Below are 17680 nucleotides of genomic sequence, written 5' to 3'. Positions count from 1 at the left end.
GTTGCCCTGATTTTTTGCATATTCTAAAATTTTATGCGTAACGTGACAAACGTTCAGTTAATAAATTAAAAAATCCATCACGGTCAATTGTATTCATAAATTCAGCATTAGCGGTACGACCCGTTACCCCCCACCAATCGGCAACTGTTGCACCGACTGTCAATGGGCTATCTGCCTCAATTTCAACGTTAATATGACGACCTGTAAATAATTCAGGCTTTAACATATATGCAATTACACATGGGTCATGTAATGGCGCACCTTCTGAACCATATTTTTCCATGTCGTAACGCTCAAAAAAGTCCGTCCAAGCCGCAACGGCTGTACCCACTAGATTGTTCATTGCACGTAAACCATCTACCCATGCTTTAGAGGTGAGTGCGGTATGAGTCACGTCTAATGGAATCACGGTTAATGGAACACCTGCACCAAAGACCACTTTTGCAGCATCTGGATCTACAAACATGTTAAATTCAGCAGAAGGCGTAATATTACCGCCTTCAAAGAAACCACCGCCCATCAAAACAATTTTAGCAATTTTAGTTGCAATATCAGGTGCTTTTAATAGTGCTTGTGCAGTATTGGTCATTGGACCTAATGAACAAATTGTAATGGTTTTTTCAGGTGCATTACGTAGTGTTTCAATAATAAAATCAACCGAATGCTGTGCTTGTAAAGGCATGCTTGGTTCAGGCAATTCAATCCCATCTAAACCCGTTTTACCATGAACATTTTCAGCCGTTACCAAAGCACGCTTTAAAGGCTTATCACATCCTGCAAAGACTAGAATATCTGAACGATTTGCCAATTCACATACTTTGCGTGCATTTACATGGGTTAAATCCAGCGGCACATTACCTGCAACAGTGGTAATTCCCAAAACATTGAGTTCAGGACTGGCAAGCGCCAATAAAATTGCCACTGCATCATCTTGTCCTGGGTCGGTGTCGATGATGATTTGAGTCGGTGCTTGAGACATTGAATTACCTTTTATCATAACTATAAAAACGAGTACTTCGTTTGAGGCGTGTATTTAAACCGATCTCAGCTCAAAAACCAAATCGAATACTCAGCAAGCGAATATTATTCAACCATAAGAATGCAGGGTCAACTAAATCTGTTTTTTTTGGTGTTTATTGTTTTACTATTTTAAATATCATGCCAGTCCAAATATCTATTTGAATACAATCTGTTTTAGATGAAATAAAGGATTTTCTAATTTCAAAAATGACATATTAAAAAAGGAACTTTAAAAAGTTCCTTTTCTGCATACAACACGGAATGCTTAAGTTTTACATAGAAAAACCTAAACATAATCCCGCAATAGTGGCACTCATCAGGTTCGACAATGTTGCAGCAAGCAAAGCACGCATGGCGAGTTTAGACAATACAGGCGTTAAGCTTGGCTCAACCACACTAAATGCCCCAATCACAACACCAATCGAACTCACATTGGCAAAACCACATAAACCAAACGAAATAATTGCCGCTGTATGTGGAGAAATAGTATGGTCAGCTAAATGTGGTGCTAAACCCAAATAAGCCACAAATTCATTAATTGCTAATTTTTGACCCAGCAATGAACCTGCAAGGCTGGCATCGTTCCAGTCTACGCCCATCATGTAAGCTAAAGGTGATAAAACATAACCCAAAATAGAGTCAATGCTTAAACCTGAATAACCAAAAATGCTACCCACACCACCAATTAAGCCATTTAAGAGTGCAAGTAAGCCAACAAACACCATAATAACCGTACCAACACCCACCGCAATTTTTAAACCAAGCATTGCGCCTGTGGTTGCAGCTTCAATAATATTGCTTGGTTTGTGTTCGCCAAAGCTTACATCTTTCACTTCAACGGTAGATGCTTCGGTTGCAGGGCTAAGCAGGCGTGCAAACAAAATCCCGCCCGGAATCGCCATAAGCGATGCTGCAAGCAAATATTCCATTGGAACACCTAAACCTGCATAACCCACCAACACCGAGCCTGAAACTGCTGCCATACCGCTACACATTGCGGTAAATAGCTCATTTTTATTCATCTTTAATAAAAATGGGCGTAATGCTGCTGGCAACTCATTTTGACCAATAAAAATTGTGGTTACCGCTGCAAAGGACTCAATTTTACTAATACCGAGTAATTTTTGAAAAACAGTGCCTAATACTTTGATCAGTACATTCATGATTTTCAAATAATATAAAATTGAAATTAAAGCCGTCACATATACAATTGTTGGCAAGACTTTAAAGGCAAAAATGAATCCTGCACCATCAAAGACTTTATTCATTTTGTCGCCAACTAAAGCACCCAATAAGAATGAAGTTCCCGCATCTGAATAACTAATGACTTTATTTACCCCCATCGCAAGCTGTTCAAATACATATTTGCCCGCAGGGATATATAAAATGACAACACCCAACAGAAATTGTAAGCCAAGTGCAGGTAAAATGGTGCGTAGCTGGATCGATTTCTTGTTATTGGAAAAAATATAACCAATCAACAAAAGAATTAAAATTCCAATCAGACCACGGTAATAAAACATACAGTTCTCCGTAACCTAAGCGTGCTCAAGGTTTATCGATAAAATGACGATAAAACAGCAGTCAGCTGAGCAATCACTTAGCTTACAAAATGTTGAATTTCAAAAATTTATATAAGTCGTACTCAATCTTGAGCCAAAGGAGCAATACAAATTTTATGCCATGTAAAATGGCAACAAACTTTGTCTATGCGAAAAACAACTTATACAGAGAAATAAGGCGCACAAAAAAGAAGCAATTAAAATTAATTCTTTGTTAATCAACAAAAATTTAATTTTAACTACTTCTAGGTCGATAAATTTAACAAATTTTACAAAAAATATCGACCCTTTTTTTGTTTATTGTAATTTTTGCGATGCTTTTTGTATATCATCATTCAAAATAGATACTGTTAAGCCAATCTTTTAAAAAGAAAAAAAACTTAAAATTTATTTTTATACGATCAATAACTGACAACTCCCCCCGACATTCACATCATCACAATGCAAATAATCTGACCAAACAAAACAAGTTTTGCATTAATTTATGTTCAAACACGGTATCATTTACCAAATATAAGCTTTTTTTATTTAGGTTAAACATGAGTTCTAGCCAAAAATTGGTTGTTTTAGGCAGTATTAATGCTGACCATATTTTAACCCTTGAACATTTTCCTCATCCGGGCCAAACTTTAACTGGCCACAATTACCAAGTTGCTTTTGGTGGTAAAGGTGCCAATCAGGCTGTTGCCGCAGGTCGTAGTGGTGCCGACATTAGTTTTATTGCCTGCTTAGGCGAAGATGCAATTGGCGCGCAGATTAAGCAACAGTTGGCACAAGACCGTGTAGACACACACGCAATTCAAACCGTTGCACAGCAGTCGACAGGTGTTGCACTGATTTTTGTGAATGCCGTTGCCGAGAACTGTATTGGTATTTGTGCAGGTGCAAATGCTTGTTTAAGCACAGATTATGTGCAACAGCATGCTGAACTGATTCGCTCGGCTCAGGCTTTATTGCTACAACTTGAAACTCCACTTGAAAGCATTATTGCTGCTGCAAAAATTGCACAACAAGCCAATGTAAAAGTTATTTTGAACCCTGCTCCTGCACGTGAATTGCCTGAAGAGCTATTGCGTTTAGTTGATATTATTACACCAAACGAAACCGAAGCCTTGAGCTTAACTGGTGTCATTGTTCACGATGAAAAAGATGCTGCCGAAGCAGCTTATGTTTTACATAGCAAAGGCATTAAAACTGTGGTGATTACCATGGGTTCACGTGGTGTTTGGCTCAGTGAAAATGGTCAGGGGCAATTGGTTGCAGGCTTTAAAGTCAAAGCTGTTGATACCATTGCCGCAGGCGATACCTTTAATGGCGCATTTGTTACTGCTTTGCTTGAAGGAAAAACTGCGCTTGATGCTGCACGTTTTGGTAATGCAGCAGCAGCAATTGCGGTTACCCGTTCGGGTGGTCAGCCTTCTGTACCATGGCGTGAAGAAATTGATGCGTTTCTTAACACACAAACAGCACTATAATTTTAAATTGTTTTGTGGTTTAATACGCACAGTTTGAGATGAGCCTCATACAGTATATGACTTGATTCATATACGACTAGCCCCGCTAATATGCGGGGCTTTTTATTATTTACTTATCTTTACCTTCTTGATTGGCATACCCTGTACACGATGCCGTACCACCACCAAAACCAAGTTTAGACTCACATGAGCCAATTGGACGGCCATTTGAATCAAAGGTTTTAACTGTTGATGCGCAACCCGTTAAAGCCCCAGCTAATGTGATAAATGTTAAAAGTACAATTTTCATATTTGAATCCTATTTGTTTAATTAATATTTACGTAAAGAAATTTTAGCTTCTTCTGGAATATCGACTAATGTTCCATCCGACATCATTAATGGATTTGCATATCCATAACAAGCGGCTCGCCCACCAATCAAAAAACCTTTCACAGCTTTACATGAACCTGTCATCTGGCCAAAATGATCATAAGTTACAACGGTGGATGCGCAGCCAAATAAAGGGGAAATAATTAGACTAAGAATGAATATCTTTTTTTTCACATTTCAACCTATCTTTACTTATATGTAATTTTGTGTAAATAATAACAATAAAAATACAATATGTATATGTTTTCTATATAGATAAAGAATATTTTAATTAAATCCAACTCAAGCTAGGAATATTTATAATTCCTAATTTAACTTTGGTATTTTCAGATAATTTTCCAAGATTGCTATAAATCCAATCAATAAACTCTTCGCCTTCCATAATATTAATTTGGGTGGTGTTCTAAATTGTATACTGACTTAAAATGTCAATAAAATTCTTGAAAAAATTTTCAAATAAAATACTATCTTTTCAAGACCTCATCACATCTAACATCCGATTAAAATAACATCAGCATACTTTTTGAAACACTACCCTTTTTCACTTTATTCATAAAAATAAGGGCCGATTAATCAACCCTTATTCTTAACTCATTTTAACTTAATAATCAAATAATTAAGTCAACTGAGCAGCAGCAATTTTCTTGGTATCTACTTTATCCGCAGCATTAGTATATTCGCCCATCTTATCGAAGTTCAAATACTTATAAATGTCAGCAGACATGCTGTCAATTTGCGCAGCATATTGTTGGTACTCTTCTGGTGTTGGTAATTTACCCAACACAGCAGCAACAGATGCAAGCTCCGCAGATGCCAAGTACACGTTAGAACCTTGACCTAAACGGTTCGGGAAGTTACGTGTAGAGGTTGAAACCACGGTTGTATTCGGCGCAACACGTGCTTGGTTACCCATACACAATGAACAGCCCGGCATTTCAGTACGCGCACCGGCACGACCATAGGTATTATAAAAACCTTCTTCCATTAACTGATGTTCGTCCATACGTGTTGGTGGCGCTAACCATAAACGCGTAGTCAATGAACCACTTGGCACTTTCTCAAGCAACTGACCCGCTGCACGGAAGTGACCAATGTTGGTCATACAAGAACCGATGAATACTTCATCGATTTTGTCACCTTGAACGTCAGAAAGAAGTTTTGCATCGTCTGGGTCGTTCGGGCAGCAAAGAATCGGTTCTTTAATATCAGCAAGGTCAATTTCATACACTTTGGTGTATTCAGCATCAGCATCGGCTTGAAGAAGCGATGGATTTGCCAACCATTTTTCCATGTTTTCAACACGGCGTGCCATAGTACGTGCATCGCCATAGCCTTGTGAAATCATCCATTTCAACATGGTAATGTTTGAACGTAAGTATTCAGCGACTTTTTCTTCAGAAAGCGTGATTGAACAGCCCGCAGCAGAACGTTCAGCCGAAGCGTCAGACAATTCGAATGCTTGCTCAACAGTGAGGTCAGTTTCCATTTCTGTTAAGTCGATTTCTAGAATACGACCAGAGAAAATGTTTTTCTTACCTTTTTTCTCTACAGTCAAATCGCCTTCTTTGATTGCATAGTAAGGAATGGCATGTACAAGGTCACGCAAAGTGATGCCCGGTTGCATTTTTCCTTTAAACTTCACAAGTACAGATTCAGGCATATCCAGTGGCATAACACCAGTCGCTGCCGCAAATGCAACCAAACCAGAACCCGCTGGGAACGAAATACCAATTGGGAAACGCGTATGCGAGTCACCGCCAGTACCAACAGTATCAGGCAATAGCATACGGTTTAACCAAGAGTGAATAATACCATCGCCCGGACGAAGTGACACACCACCACGGTTCATAATGAAGTCAGGTAACGTGTGTTGCATTTGTACGTCAACTGGTTTTGGATATGCCGCAGTGTGACAGAATGACTGCATTACAAGGTCTGCAGAGAAACCTAAACACGCTAAGTCTTTTAGCTCGTCACGCGTCATTGGACCTGTGGTATCTTGCGAACCAACAGTAGTCATTCTTGGTTCACAGTATGTGCCCGGAACAACACCCTGACCTTCTGGTAAACCACATGCGCGACCCACCATTTTTTGTGCTTGGGTAAAACCTTTACCAGTTGCAGCAGGTTGCACAGGAGTACGGAATAATGTTGATGGTTCAAGGCCTAAAGCTTCACGCGCTTTTGTGGTCAAACCACGACCAATAATCAGGTTAATACGACCACCCGCACGAACTTCGTCTAAAAGTACAGGCGTTTTCAAGTCAGATTCTGCAATTTGTTCATCATTTTTAAACGCAGTGACTTTTGCCGCTGCATGATCAATTTTAAGAATGATTTCATCGCCCATATTCATGTTGGCAACGTCAATCTCAACAGGTAAAGCACCCGCATCTTCCATTGTGTTAAAGAAGATTGGCGCAATTTTTGTGCCTAAGCAGTAGCCACCTTCTTTTTTATTTGGAATATGAGCAATTTCATCACCAAAGAACCAAAGCACAGAATTCGTTGCAGATTTACGGCTTGAACCAGTACCAACAACATCACCTACATAAGCAACTTGATGACCTTTAGCAACCAATTCTTTAATTTGGTTCAGTGGGCCAATTTCACCAGCTTTTTCAGGGTGAATGCCATCGCGCTCGTTTTTAAGCATTGCATTGGCATGTAATGGAATATCTGGGCGGCTCCAAGCGTCTTGCGCAGGCGATAAATCGTCGGTATTGGTTTCGCCAGTGACTTTAAAAACAACCAGTTTAATTTCTTCTGGCACATCTTTACGGTTAGTAAACCATTCTGCATCTGCCCAAGACTGTAATACGGCTTGTGCGTTGCTATTGCCTGCTTTGGCTTTGTCTGCAACGTCATGGAATGCATCAAAGACCAGTAAAGTTTTTTTCAATGCTTCAGCAGCTAACGCCGCTAATTCTGCATCTTCTAAAAGTTCAACTAAAGGGGCAACGTTATAGCCACCAAGCATCGTACCAAGTAAGTACACAGCACGCTCTTTAGAAATGAGTGGTGAAGTTGCAGTGCCTTTTGCTAGTGCTGCCAAGAAAGCTGCTTTTACATAAGCCGCTTGGTCAACACCCGCAGGAACACGGTTTTCGAGTAAATCAACGAGGAACGCCTCTTCACCTGCTGGTGGGTTTTTTAATAATTCGACTAGGTCAGCAGTTTGAGCATCATCAAGGGGTTTCGGCGGGATTCCGAGTGCGGCACGTTCAGCAACGTGTTGGCGGTAAGCTTCTAGCACGGTGATATTCCTCTTTTTGTAAAAGTTACTTATGGATTTCAGCCTGTCCTATAGCTTCATAAGTAATCTGGACAATGTAAATTCTACTAAATTTGAGCCTAAAAGTTAATCCACCCAAAGCATTTGTTTATGATGACGATTATTTTTTTCTGAAATAGTCATTTGTTGAAAATAACCTCATTTCGGCTTGCTTTTTTTATTTTGTGTCATAAATTGACGGTTACAAGCGTAAAAATCTGAAATAAATTAAAACATGATAAAAAGATGCCTATTTGTCAAATACTTAAATTGGATTAACCACTCATACCAATAGACATCTTCAATTAAATTATTGTTAATTCATTTCTTTCATACAGGCTTCATCACGGCCTTTGCTAAAATCTTCCATCGCTTGTTGCTGCTGATTCAATTGTTGATAAACAGGAACTTTATAGGCTTCTTCAATTAAATTTACCAAGAATTTTTGCGCATGAGGTTCTTGCAATTTTTTCGCATGTTCAATTGCAGCAGATTTGGCAATATTTTGCTGACGATCAGTCATAATATTGTAAGCCGCACTTGGAATGGTCTGACAAAAATTGTGCCATGCTTCTTGTGATGTTAAAGGTTTCGATTGCCCACAGCCCGCCATCGCAAATAATGGCATCATCACCAATAAACACTTTTTCATATACTGTCTCCACACATGGTGCAAGATTGACGATCTGCCCATATTGGCAGATCAAGGTTCAATTAAAAGCGCCAATTATAGAAAATATCTATCGCACGTTCTAGCGATTGACTCGCTTCTAAATACAATCGTTTGTTCATTTGGTAACGTAAGGTTAATTTATTCACATTGGTAAATACCCCAACGCCATAACGCAAATATAAATCTGGAGTAATATAACCCGTTACACTCACTTGCGTATCATCGCCTGTACCTTGTGCATCCAATGCCAAACCACTTAAGCCAAAGGTACGACCAATTTGGTTGGTAAAGGCACGTGTTCCACCTAAGCCTAAACTAATCCCTGCCGCAGCTAAAGTGTTGTTTACATCCGATTTAAAACTTTCAGTTTGGCTTAAACTACTACTACCTTCATTAATTCGCCCAGTAACCAAGGCATTTAAGGCTTCTTGCTCAGATAAGCCACCATCATTATAGACTTGAATATTCGGCACACTTGCCGTTCCCATGACACGCACACCCACCAGCGTACTTGAAATAGTTTTGGTTGCATCAATATCTAAAGTTGGATTAGAAAGCGGCCCATTAAAACGCGCAATGGCACGATTTAAGTCCAAGCTTTGTCCGTAAGCCTCTACTTTAACTTTTTGGCTAATCCCAATCGCACCATTGGCACTCATGGCAGTTTCAAGTCCGCGTTGAGTTAAATACAAACGTCCCGTTAATGGAATCCGACTATTAAAGCCTTGGAAAATAATTTGATTTCCCAGTCTTAAATCAATATCTGCTTGTACATTCCATGGTCGCGCCTGACGTAATATCGTTAATGGATCTTGTCCTGCATGCAATACCCGTACATCGGTTGAGACGTTCACAACAGGTTTAGATGATTCAGGCATATTAATCAGTGCACGTGGTACTTCAATTTGACCTTTAAGTGATACATTTCTTTTAAACGGATAAACATCCAAATTCAAATCTGAGTTTACTAAAGCAGTGATTAATGGTGCTTGACGAATCAATAAATTATCGCCTTTTAAACCCAGTTGTAAGTGAGGTTCATTCGACCAATCAAATACACCATTTAACTTAGCTACACCACGCCCACTGTTAAATGCACCCTCAATTGAAGCCTGATTTTGACGAATTGCCGAATACATTTGCAAATTATTAATATTTACAGGCAATGACAACATACTTAAGTTGCCATTACTCAGCCTTAAATCACCCGTCATTAATGGCTTGGTTAAAGTACCACTGACTTTACCTGCAAAACTTAAAACGCCACCAATCGAACGCACATCTTGAATAAAAGGTTTTAAGAATTTTAAATCAACTTGATCAAAAGCCAACTCACCTTGCATCGGCAAACGATCATCGTAAGGGTTAATCACCACATTGGCATAACCCGTACCAATATCAGCGGTTTTTGCATCTAAACGAAGCTGTAAACCTTCTGTAACGCTATGTGCCATTAGGCTTAATTGTTGGTAACTGGTGGTGGTGGATGGATCATCAGGGTCGTCCGCTGTCATGCCAATTTGACCATTTTGCGTGATTAATTTGGCATCAATATTTGGATGTTTTCCATCAGCCCAAGACGCTTTTGCATAGCCATTCATTTTACCCGTCATGGCTAAACCATCTGGCATAAAGGCAGCAAAGTCATTTAAGTCTAAATTTTTTGCAACAAACGAGACATTACCCATAGTCGGGCTGACTTGAATCGGCTGGTCAAAACACAATTGGCTTTCATTACTGAGCCAACAATGCTGACCAACATATAATTGCTTATTCGCAGTACGATAGATGACATTGGCATTTTGCTGCTGTTTTAATACTGCACGTACCGAGTCAAACACCCCTTGTTGTACCTGACCCAGCCAATCGTTATTGGCATTAAAGCCACCTGCAAATTGCACATAAAATTTAGAATAACGGTTCCAACCTTGCAGTTGTAGTAAATGTGCTTTACGTGTTCCACTCATGGTCACCGCTGCATATTGAATCTCACGATTACCCCAATGCATGGTATTCAATTCTGCTTTTAAGGCTGTTGCTGTTGTATCAGACGTGGGTAATTCACCTTTCACACGTAACTTTTGGATACTGAGCGTATCTTTAAAGCCAAAATTATCCACTGCCAAATTGGCGATTGCCTTAAGTCGCGGCTGAGTGACGAAATCTAAATAACCATAAGCTCGCCCCCGTAAACCACTGTAAATTGCATATAACGCAGGCGCATTGATTTCGACATGTAATTTTTGTGCATTGCCTGTCGCTTGTACTTGATTGCCTGCATAAGCCAAGAATAAATTATTGGCCTCAAAATGCTCGGGTACTAAACCATTTTTTCCACTATTTAAAACAACAGATAAATTGCCTTTGCCCCGAATCACTTGACGATTCAACACACCTGCAACATTTAACTGCTGTAGTGATATACGTTTTAAACGATCTGACCAAACCCCAGAACTTTGTAAAACACCAGAAACTTCGCCTGTGGTATTGGCAACAAAATATTGTGGTTTAAAATGCACTAACGATGCATTGGCTTTCCAACTGATGCCATTTTTTAAACTTACCGAACCATCCGCCAATATTTTACCTGCCACGCCATCGTGACTAAATTTAGCGATTTTAATAAAATCAGATGTTCCCGACATATTAAATTGCAAAGCACCCGTACTATTTGCGACTCGGTCTGACTGTAAAGCACCGTTATAACGCACCGCATAGCCTTTGAGACCACCACCCGCTTTTTCATCGTTAAGAATGATGGCAGCAGTACTGTTACCAGTTAAACGCACCATTTCATTATTTTGCTGTGGTAAACGCCCACGTAAATCCAGTGCTTTTACTTCTATAATCTGCTGATTTTTTTGTGCATAGCCATTGGCTTTAAAGCCACCATCCAATAAATCAATTGGAGCACTTGTAGTAATAGTTTGTGGATTAAAATTCTGTGCTTTTAATTCAGCATTCCATTTCAGCTCACGTTTATCGGTTGGCAAAGCCACAATCGCTTGACCGCTTAAACCACCTTGTAGGGTGATATATTTAAATTCAGGCACATGCAAGTCATTATCTTTTAAAAATAGTTTTGCCTGATATTGCCCAGTTGGTAAGACATCCTGCTCATGCTTTTTAATTTGGGTATTCACTTGAATATCGGTTTGGGTTGACCCCACTTTAATATCGACCCGACCATGATCACTAGTCACCCATCCGACATAAGGCATTGCACGGTCAATATTTTTCCAATCTAAAGCTATTAGCATGGGCTGTACTTTTTGATGAATTTCCGCTGCCTGATTCAAATTAAAATTGAAATGCTCAGCTTTATCAAAATTCACCATACCCGTGACATTCAACCCTTTTTCAAGACTTCCTGTCGAACCAAATTGACCATCTAAATTTTTAGGTAAAAAATCTTGAATATTCGATGATAACAATTGATCGGTTGGATGCATGCCCTTCATTTGACCCTTTACATCCCAATCGACAAATTTATCCCAACTGACAACCCCAGCAGCCTGAATTGCACCCTGCATCACACGACCATTCAAATGACTAATTTTTAACTGATGCACATAGTCAGTATACATGTCGGCTTGATACTGACCTTCCGGAATATTTTTTCCACTTAAGGCCGTATTTAAATGAATATTAAGCCCCGAAGCAGTGCCTTTAAGTTTGGCAATACCTGATTTTGCAAATAATTCATAATCGGTTAAAAGTGGCAGATGGTAGTTTTTAAAATTAAGTTGGCCAAACATCGGGACATTTTCACGTACAGGATGCAAAATGATTCGCCCAGTTAATAAATCTGGCGTATGGGTGGCTATTCCTGCCGTAATTGTGTCTAAACTGCCTGTGGCATGTAAGGCAATATCATGAATATTAATACTACTTAACGCTGGAATATTTACTTTTGCCGTTGCATGCAGTGGATACTTACCTTCAAAATTAATTTTACCTGTCGCATCTTTTACTGCCAAATAGCCCATATCAAAGCGTGACTTTTGGAATTGTAATTGTGTTCCTTCCCATAGTGCTTGATTCAAATGGATATCATTAAAATCAACTTTGGTCGTCGTGGTTTGAATAATGAGCTTATCAAGCTTGGCTTGGTCTAAACGTAAGGTGAATGGCAGTCGAATTGGACTAAACTTGAATGGTTCATTGGAAGATGGTTTTTTATCAATAATTTCTAATTGTTGAATATTGGCACGACTAAAATGCAGTTCTTTTTGCACAATCGCACGCCAACCAATCACCACATCTGCACGTTTTACTTTTACCTCAATGGAGTCTAAATTCAGGTCAACCTGACTGAGCATCAGACCATTTAAAAAGTTACCGCCTTCATAGTGATACTGAATCATCTTCTGATTCTTCAATACACGATCTAATAAAAACTGACTGCCTCGATCTGTAGAGAACATGATCGCAAGTGCCCCAACCAATAAGATCAGTAAAAAACTAATGAGCCATATAATTTTGATCCAAATACGGCGTTTTGCAGGTTTTTTTGCAACACTTTGCGCTTGTTCAGCCATAGAAAAAACACGTCCTAATTATAATTGTGAGCCAATAAAGAAATGTAAGCGAATTGGATGACCTTCATCGGAAATACCTGAAGCAACATCTAGGCGAATTGGGCCAATTGGCGATTGCCAGCGAACGCCAACACCGACACTATAGGCTGTTGGATTCGAAAATTTATTGTCATATGCATTACCGACATCGGTAAAAATAGCCGCACGCCATCCTTGCTTGAACTGATAGTTATATTCTAATGAACCCACCGCTAAGGCTTGGCCACCAATTTTATAGCCACTTTCGGTCGGTGATAATGTTTTATAATCAAAACCGCGAAGACTTTGGTCACCACCAGCAAAGTAACGTAAATTATAAGGTACGTTAGCAAAATCATCGCTAAAGATATAACCTAAATTAGTGCTACCCACAAATTGATGATTATAATTTTCACCTAAAGAATAAATAAAACCCCAATTTGCATCAACAATCACCATATTTGCATCTGAAAGTGCCGATTTAGACCCGAGTTGAATTTTATAACTTTGTTTCACACCTTTGGTTGGATTGACTGCATCATTACTATCGGTGCGTGAAAGTTGATAACCCAAAAGTAATGATTGCTGCTGTGGATTTGAACCCGGTTTTAAAAATGCGTCAGGAACATCTGCACTATTTACTTCACCAATTTGATGAATTTTATCGAGTCGATAACGCACACCATAGGTTTGTTGCCAACGTCCAAGCGGGTTTTTAATCACACGGTCAGCGCCAATAATTGCCGACTCTGTGGTTAAACTCATGTCTGGGCCAACACCCGAGAACTCTTCACGCTCATATCCCGTTACGATATTGAAATAATCGTTCAATGGATGCTTATATGGAATACTATAACGGGTATCAATTGATTGGCGAATCTGTGATAACTCCATATTGGCATCAAATGAATGCCCTGAACTGTTCACAATTGCACGGCGATACTGCGCGCGAATACGCGCACCTGTATCGGTTCCCCAGCCCGCACCAAGTTCAGCATTATTGAGCTTATCTGCATTTAACATCACGACCACTGGGATCATTTTTTCTGCACGGGCTTGATCTTGTAATGTTTGTTTTTCTGTCTTTTGCTGTTGCTGTGTGGCAGTTAATTGCTTTTGTGCATCTGACGATTGAGTTTGTGTCCCTGCAAACTGGTCTTCACTGACCACATTTTGGCTCACCTCTTGATCGGAGATCACTTTTTTCGTTTGTACACTTTGTAGTTGAGTCTGCCCACTATCCAATTGCTGTTGGTCGACTGCGCGTTGTACATCGGGTGCGAGTTCTAAAGGCTTGGTAATTGGATCAGGTTTAATCGACTCAACAACACTCCAATTAAAATAACGTGAATTGGTCAAATTATTTGCCAATGTGTTTACACGCCAAGACGCATAGTCATCCCCTTCTTTCCACGGTACCATGCTTTGTAATACTTTAAGTTTCAATGGCAATGGTTTAGACGGATCATTCATTTTAAATTGAACATTGTCTAATTTATAACGCTCACCTGTTTCATAGCGCAAATTCACATCGGCAGTATTATCAGGCAATTGCACTTTTACGTCATGTAACCGCCAATACGCGTCAAAGAAACCATTATCGCTTGCCGTGTCACTAATACGTGTTTTCATTTGCTCATATAAACCATGATTAAGTACATCACCAACACTTAAATCTGGAATTAAACGAATCAATTGAAATTGAGGAATATTTGCACCTTGACCACTAAACTCAATATTTTCAGCCGTTACTTTCACCGCTTCATTTGGTGTTACTTTTACGTTTACTGCAGTATTAGATACATGGGTAAATTGAAATTTGGCATCATAATAACCCACGGCCTGTGCAGCTTGTGTCGCCATTGCACGTAGCTGAGGTAAAGCAGAACTATAATCTTCAAATGCTTCTTGGGTGAAACTTGATAATTTATTATTAATATTTTCTGCAAGTACAGTTGGCGCACCTTCAACCGTTACACTGATTTTTGGAATCGACACCATAGTGCCTGTATCACTTTTTGGATGAATTTTACGGATCAAGCGTTTAAACAAACCTTGCTTTTCGGCAGGTTCAGGCGTGGCATCGAAATCACTATCCGTTAATATATTACTATTTTGGTTATTGTTGGCTTCCGTCACCACAATACTACGCGTATTTTGAATTTCTTGTATAACGTGGTCGACATTCACCGCAGGAATATTAGGTTCAGTAACCAAATTATTGGGTTCCACTATCGGTGTACGATTGTCAAGACGCTGCGTTGCCGCAGCTTGTTTGGCTTCTTCGGCTTGACGGTTAATTTCATCTACCATACTCTGATTGACCGTCACCTCAGGCACTTGGTCTAAATCATTTAAGGTAATTGGTTTAAATTCGGTCAACTGTGGGTTCTGCTGTTGTTGCTGCAACATTTGTAAACTATCAATATTATTATTTTGATTCGCTGTCGAAACATTTTCAGCCATCACCGAAGATGAGCACAGTCCGAAAACAAGCCCCGCGCACATCGATTGACGAAACTCTGTTGTTTTTAGAATCCGCTGTAAGCTTTGCACTAACAGCATTTTTTTAAAGTGTGTTTGAGCCTGCATAAAAACAACAACCGTTTAATTTTAAAAGTCAGCTATTTCTCATCTCATCTTGGCTATTGATCATTAACCAAAACCTAAACTATGACTATCATACATGATTTTTTTTATGGGATACTGTTCAACTCACAAATCTTAAATTTTAGAGCGCAAGAATCATGGAAAAACAACAGAATTTACTGCTGTCACGGCGTTTCCTGCCCATGTTTTTGACCCAATTTTTTGGGGCTTTAAATGACAATGTTTACAAACAAGCGCTGTTATTGGTGATTACCTACGGCCTAATTCAGCATGCGTCAGCAAATGTTAGTACCTTAAATAATCTAGCGGCACTGCTTTTTATTTTGCCTTATTTTGTATTTTCTGCGACCGCAGGACAAATTGCCGATAAATATGAACGTTCAAGTTTAGTTCGCATCATTAAAACCATTGAAATTGTAATTATGCTCGTGGCAAGCCTTGGTTTTATGACCCATCAATTGTGGTTACTGTTATTGGCATTGTTTGGCATGGGAATTCACTCAACCTTTTTTGGCCCCATTAAATATGCCATTTTACCGGATATTTTAAAACCGAATGAACTGATGTCAGGCAATGCCTTATTTCAAACGGGCACGTCTTTGGCAATTTTATTTGGAATGATTTTAGCAGGCAGTATTATCTCCATTTCCCATGACAGCTTAATTTGGATGTGTGTTACAGTTTTAGTCATTGCAGTCTTAGGGTATATTGCAAGTCGCTTTATTTTAGAACAACCTCGCAGTGCCTCAAATTTGGTAATTGATTGGAACTTTTTCCGTACCAGTTGGCAAACCATACAATATGCCAAAAGTATTCCAGTCATTTTCCTGATTCTACTGGGTAATTCATGGTATTGGTTTTACGGCGCATCTTACTTAACTCAAATTCCAGAACTGACCCATCATTATTTAAATGCCTCTGAAAATGTGGTGAGTTTATTACTAACCTTTTTCTCTGTCGGAATTGGCGTGGGTTCTTTGTTATGCCGTAAAATTGGCGGATCAGACGTGAATATCAAAATGGTGCCGATTGGTGCAATCGGATTAACGCTGTTTGCATTTTATTTGGCTTGGGGCATGGCTGTTGTGCCAAACCACAAAAGCCCTTTAGGTATTGCCGATATGTTTCAAAGTGGCATGGTTTATTACCATGTAATGCTGGCTATTATTTTATTAGGCATTAGCGGCGGTTTTTATATTGTGCCGCTATATGCCTTAATGCAGGCTTATTCACCTCGTTCACATCGCGCACGGATTATTGCTGCCAACAATATTTTTAATGCAATTTTTATGGTCGCATCTGCCTTATTTTCGATTGTGCTTTTAAGCGTTCTAAACATACCAATGCAATGGTTATTTTGTGCAACTGCTATTTTTAGTGCATTTTTTTGCCTATGGTTATTGCGAAAACTCAAGCCTTTGCTTAATACTACACCGAATGCTTTAGAGGATTAATTATGCGCCATTATACTGCCCTCGATCGGGTGATTCAGTCTTTTGATCAAGCATTACGTAGTTTAGTTCCCGGCGCAACTGCCGCACATCGCCAAAATCCATCACAAAATAGCGATGCTAATCTTTCTGTGAGTGAAGCACGCCATGTGGCGGGGTTAATGCGCGTCAATCACAGCGGTGAGGTCTGCGCTCAAGCCTTGTATCATGGACAAGCATTAACGGCAAAACTTCCTACAGTACGCCATGAAATGGAACAAGCCGCAATTGAAGAGCAAGACCATTTGGCATGGTGTGAAGATCGCTTAAAAGAGCTAGATAGCGTACCCAGCCTTCTTAACCCCATTTGGTATGGCTTGTCTTTTGTAATGGGTGCAGGTGCAGGTTTAGCAGGCGACAAATATAGCTTAGGCTTTGTGGCAGAAACTGAGCGCCAAGTCAGTGCACATTTAGAAGATCATTTACAACAATTGCCTGCACAAGACCAACGTTCGCGACAAATTTTAGAACAAATGAATACTGACGAATTACATCATCGTGATACCGCACTTGACGCAGGTGGCATTGATTTACCTTTACCTGTGCGAATGACCATGACAGGTATTTCCAAGTTAATGACCAAAACCAGCTATTACCTTTAACCCACAAGCTTTACCCACAACAAAAATCCGTTACGGCGGATTTTT

The 17680-nt window shown here is 39.6% G+C and carries 11 protein-coding genes; 3 read left to right on the top strand and 8 right to left on the bottom strand.

Annotation, left to right across the window (positions count from 1 at the left end; translation table 11 throughout):
- Positions 1-31: 31 nt before the first annotated feature.
- Positions 32-979, bottom strand: coding sequence for a nucleoside hydrolase (locus FXN70_RS08905; RefSeq protein ID WP_324647113.1), 948 nt, complete (start codon positions 977-979; stop codon positions 32-34).
- Between the two features lie 313 nt (positions 980-1292).
- Positions 1293-2543: a NupC/NupG family nucleoside CNT transporter gene (locus tag FXN70_RS08900; protein WP_324647112.1), complete on the bottom strand. Its 1251-nt coding sequence runs from the start codon at positions 2541-2543 to the stop codon at positions 1293-1295.
- 578 nt (positions 2544-3121) lie between these two features.
- Here FXN70_RS08900 and rbsK point away from each other — a divergent pair.
- Entirely contained in the window at positions 3122-4057 is a 936-nt protein-coding gene (rbsK, locus tag FXN70_RS08895; protein WP_324647111.1) for a ribokinase, read from the top strand.
- Positions 4058-4166: 109 nt separating this feature from the next.
- Here the strand turns inward: rbsK and FXN70_RS08890 are convergent, their stop codons facing one another.
- The 6 genes from FXN70_RS08890 to FXN70_RS08865 form a co-directional block, all read right to left on the bottom strand.
- Complete coding sequence (locus FXN70_RS08890; RefSeq protein WP_324647110.1) at positions 4167-4346, bottom strand: hypothetical protein; 180 nt, start codon at positions 4344-4346, stop codon at positions 4167-4169.
- A 21-nt stretch (positions 4347-4367) separates the two neighbouring features.
- Complete coding sequence (locus FXN70_RS08885) at positions 4368-4601, bottom strand: hypothetical protein (RefSeq protein ID WP_324647109.1); 234 nt, start codon at positions 4599-4601, stop codon at positions 4368-4370.
- Positions 4602-5043: 442 nt separating this feature from the next.
- Entirely contained in the window at positions 5044-7683 is a 2640-nt protein-coding gene (locus FXN70_RS08880) for a bifunctional aconitate hydratase 2/2-methylisocitrate dehydratase (RefSeq protein WP_324647108.1), read from the bottom strand.
- Positions 7684-8017: 334 nt separating this feature from the next.
- Positions 8018-8353, bottom strand: coding sequence for a hypothetical protein (locus tag FXN70_RS08875; RefSeq protein WP_324647107.1), 336 nt, complete (start codon positions 8351-8353; stop codon positions 8018-8020).
- Between the two features lie 62 nt (positions 8354-8415).
- Positions 8416-12915, bottom strand: a complete 4500-nt coding sequence (locus tag FXN70_RS08870; RefSeq protein ID WP_324647106.1) for a translocation/assembly module TamB domain-containing protein — start codon at positions 12913-12915, stop codon at positions 8416-8418.
- A gap of 18 nt (positions 12916-12933) precedes the next feature.
- Positions 12934-15525 (bottom strand): autotransporter assembly complex family protein, encoded by a 2592-nt coding sequence (locus FXN70_RS08865; protein ID WP_324647105.1) that lies wholly within the window; start codon positions 15523-15525, stop codon positions 12934-12936.
- A 155-nt stretch (positions 15526-15680) separates the two neighbouring features.
- On the opposite strand from FXN70_RS08865, the gene FXN70_RS08860 reads away from it, so the two are divergent.
- Both FXN70_RS08860 and coq7 read left to right on the top strand, forming a co-directional pair.
- On the top strand, positions 15681-16997 hold the full coding sequence (locus FXN70_RS08860) for an MFS transporter (RefSeq protein ID WP_324647104.1): 1317 nt from the start codon (positions 15681-15683) through the stop codon (positions 16995-16997).
- A gap of 2 nt (positions 16998-16999) precedes the next feature.
- Positions 17000-17635: a 2-polyprenyl-3-methyl-6-methoxy-1,4-benzoquinone monooxygenase gene (coq7, locus tag FXN70_RS08855; RefSeq protein ID WP_324647103.1), complete on the top strand. Its 636-nt coding sequence runs from the start codon at positions 17000-17002 to the stop codon at positions 17633-17635.
- Positions 17636-17680: the final 45 nt, after the last annotated feature.

Origin of the sequence: Acinetobacter sp. MD2 (assembly GCF_035615575.1) — a bacterium.
GTDB lineage: Bacteria > Pseudomonadota > Gammaproteobacteria > Pseudomonadales > Moraxellaceae > Acinetobacter.
This window is presented reverse-complemented; position numbering and strand designations above follow the sequence as displayed.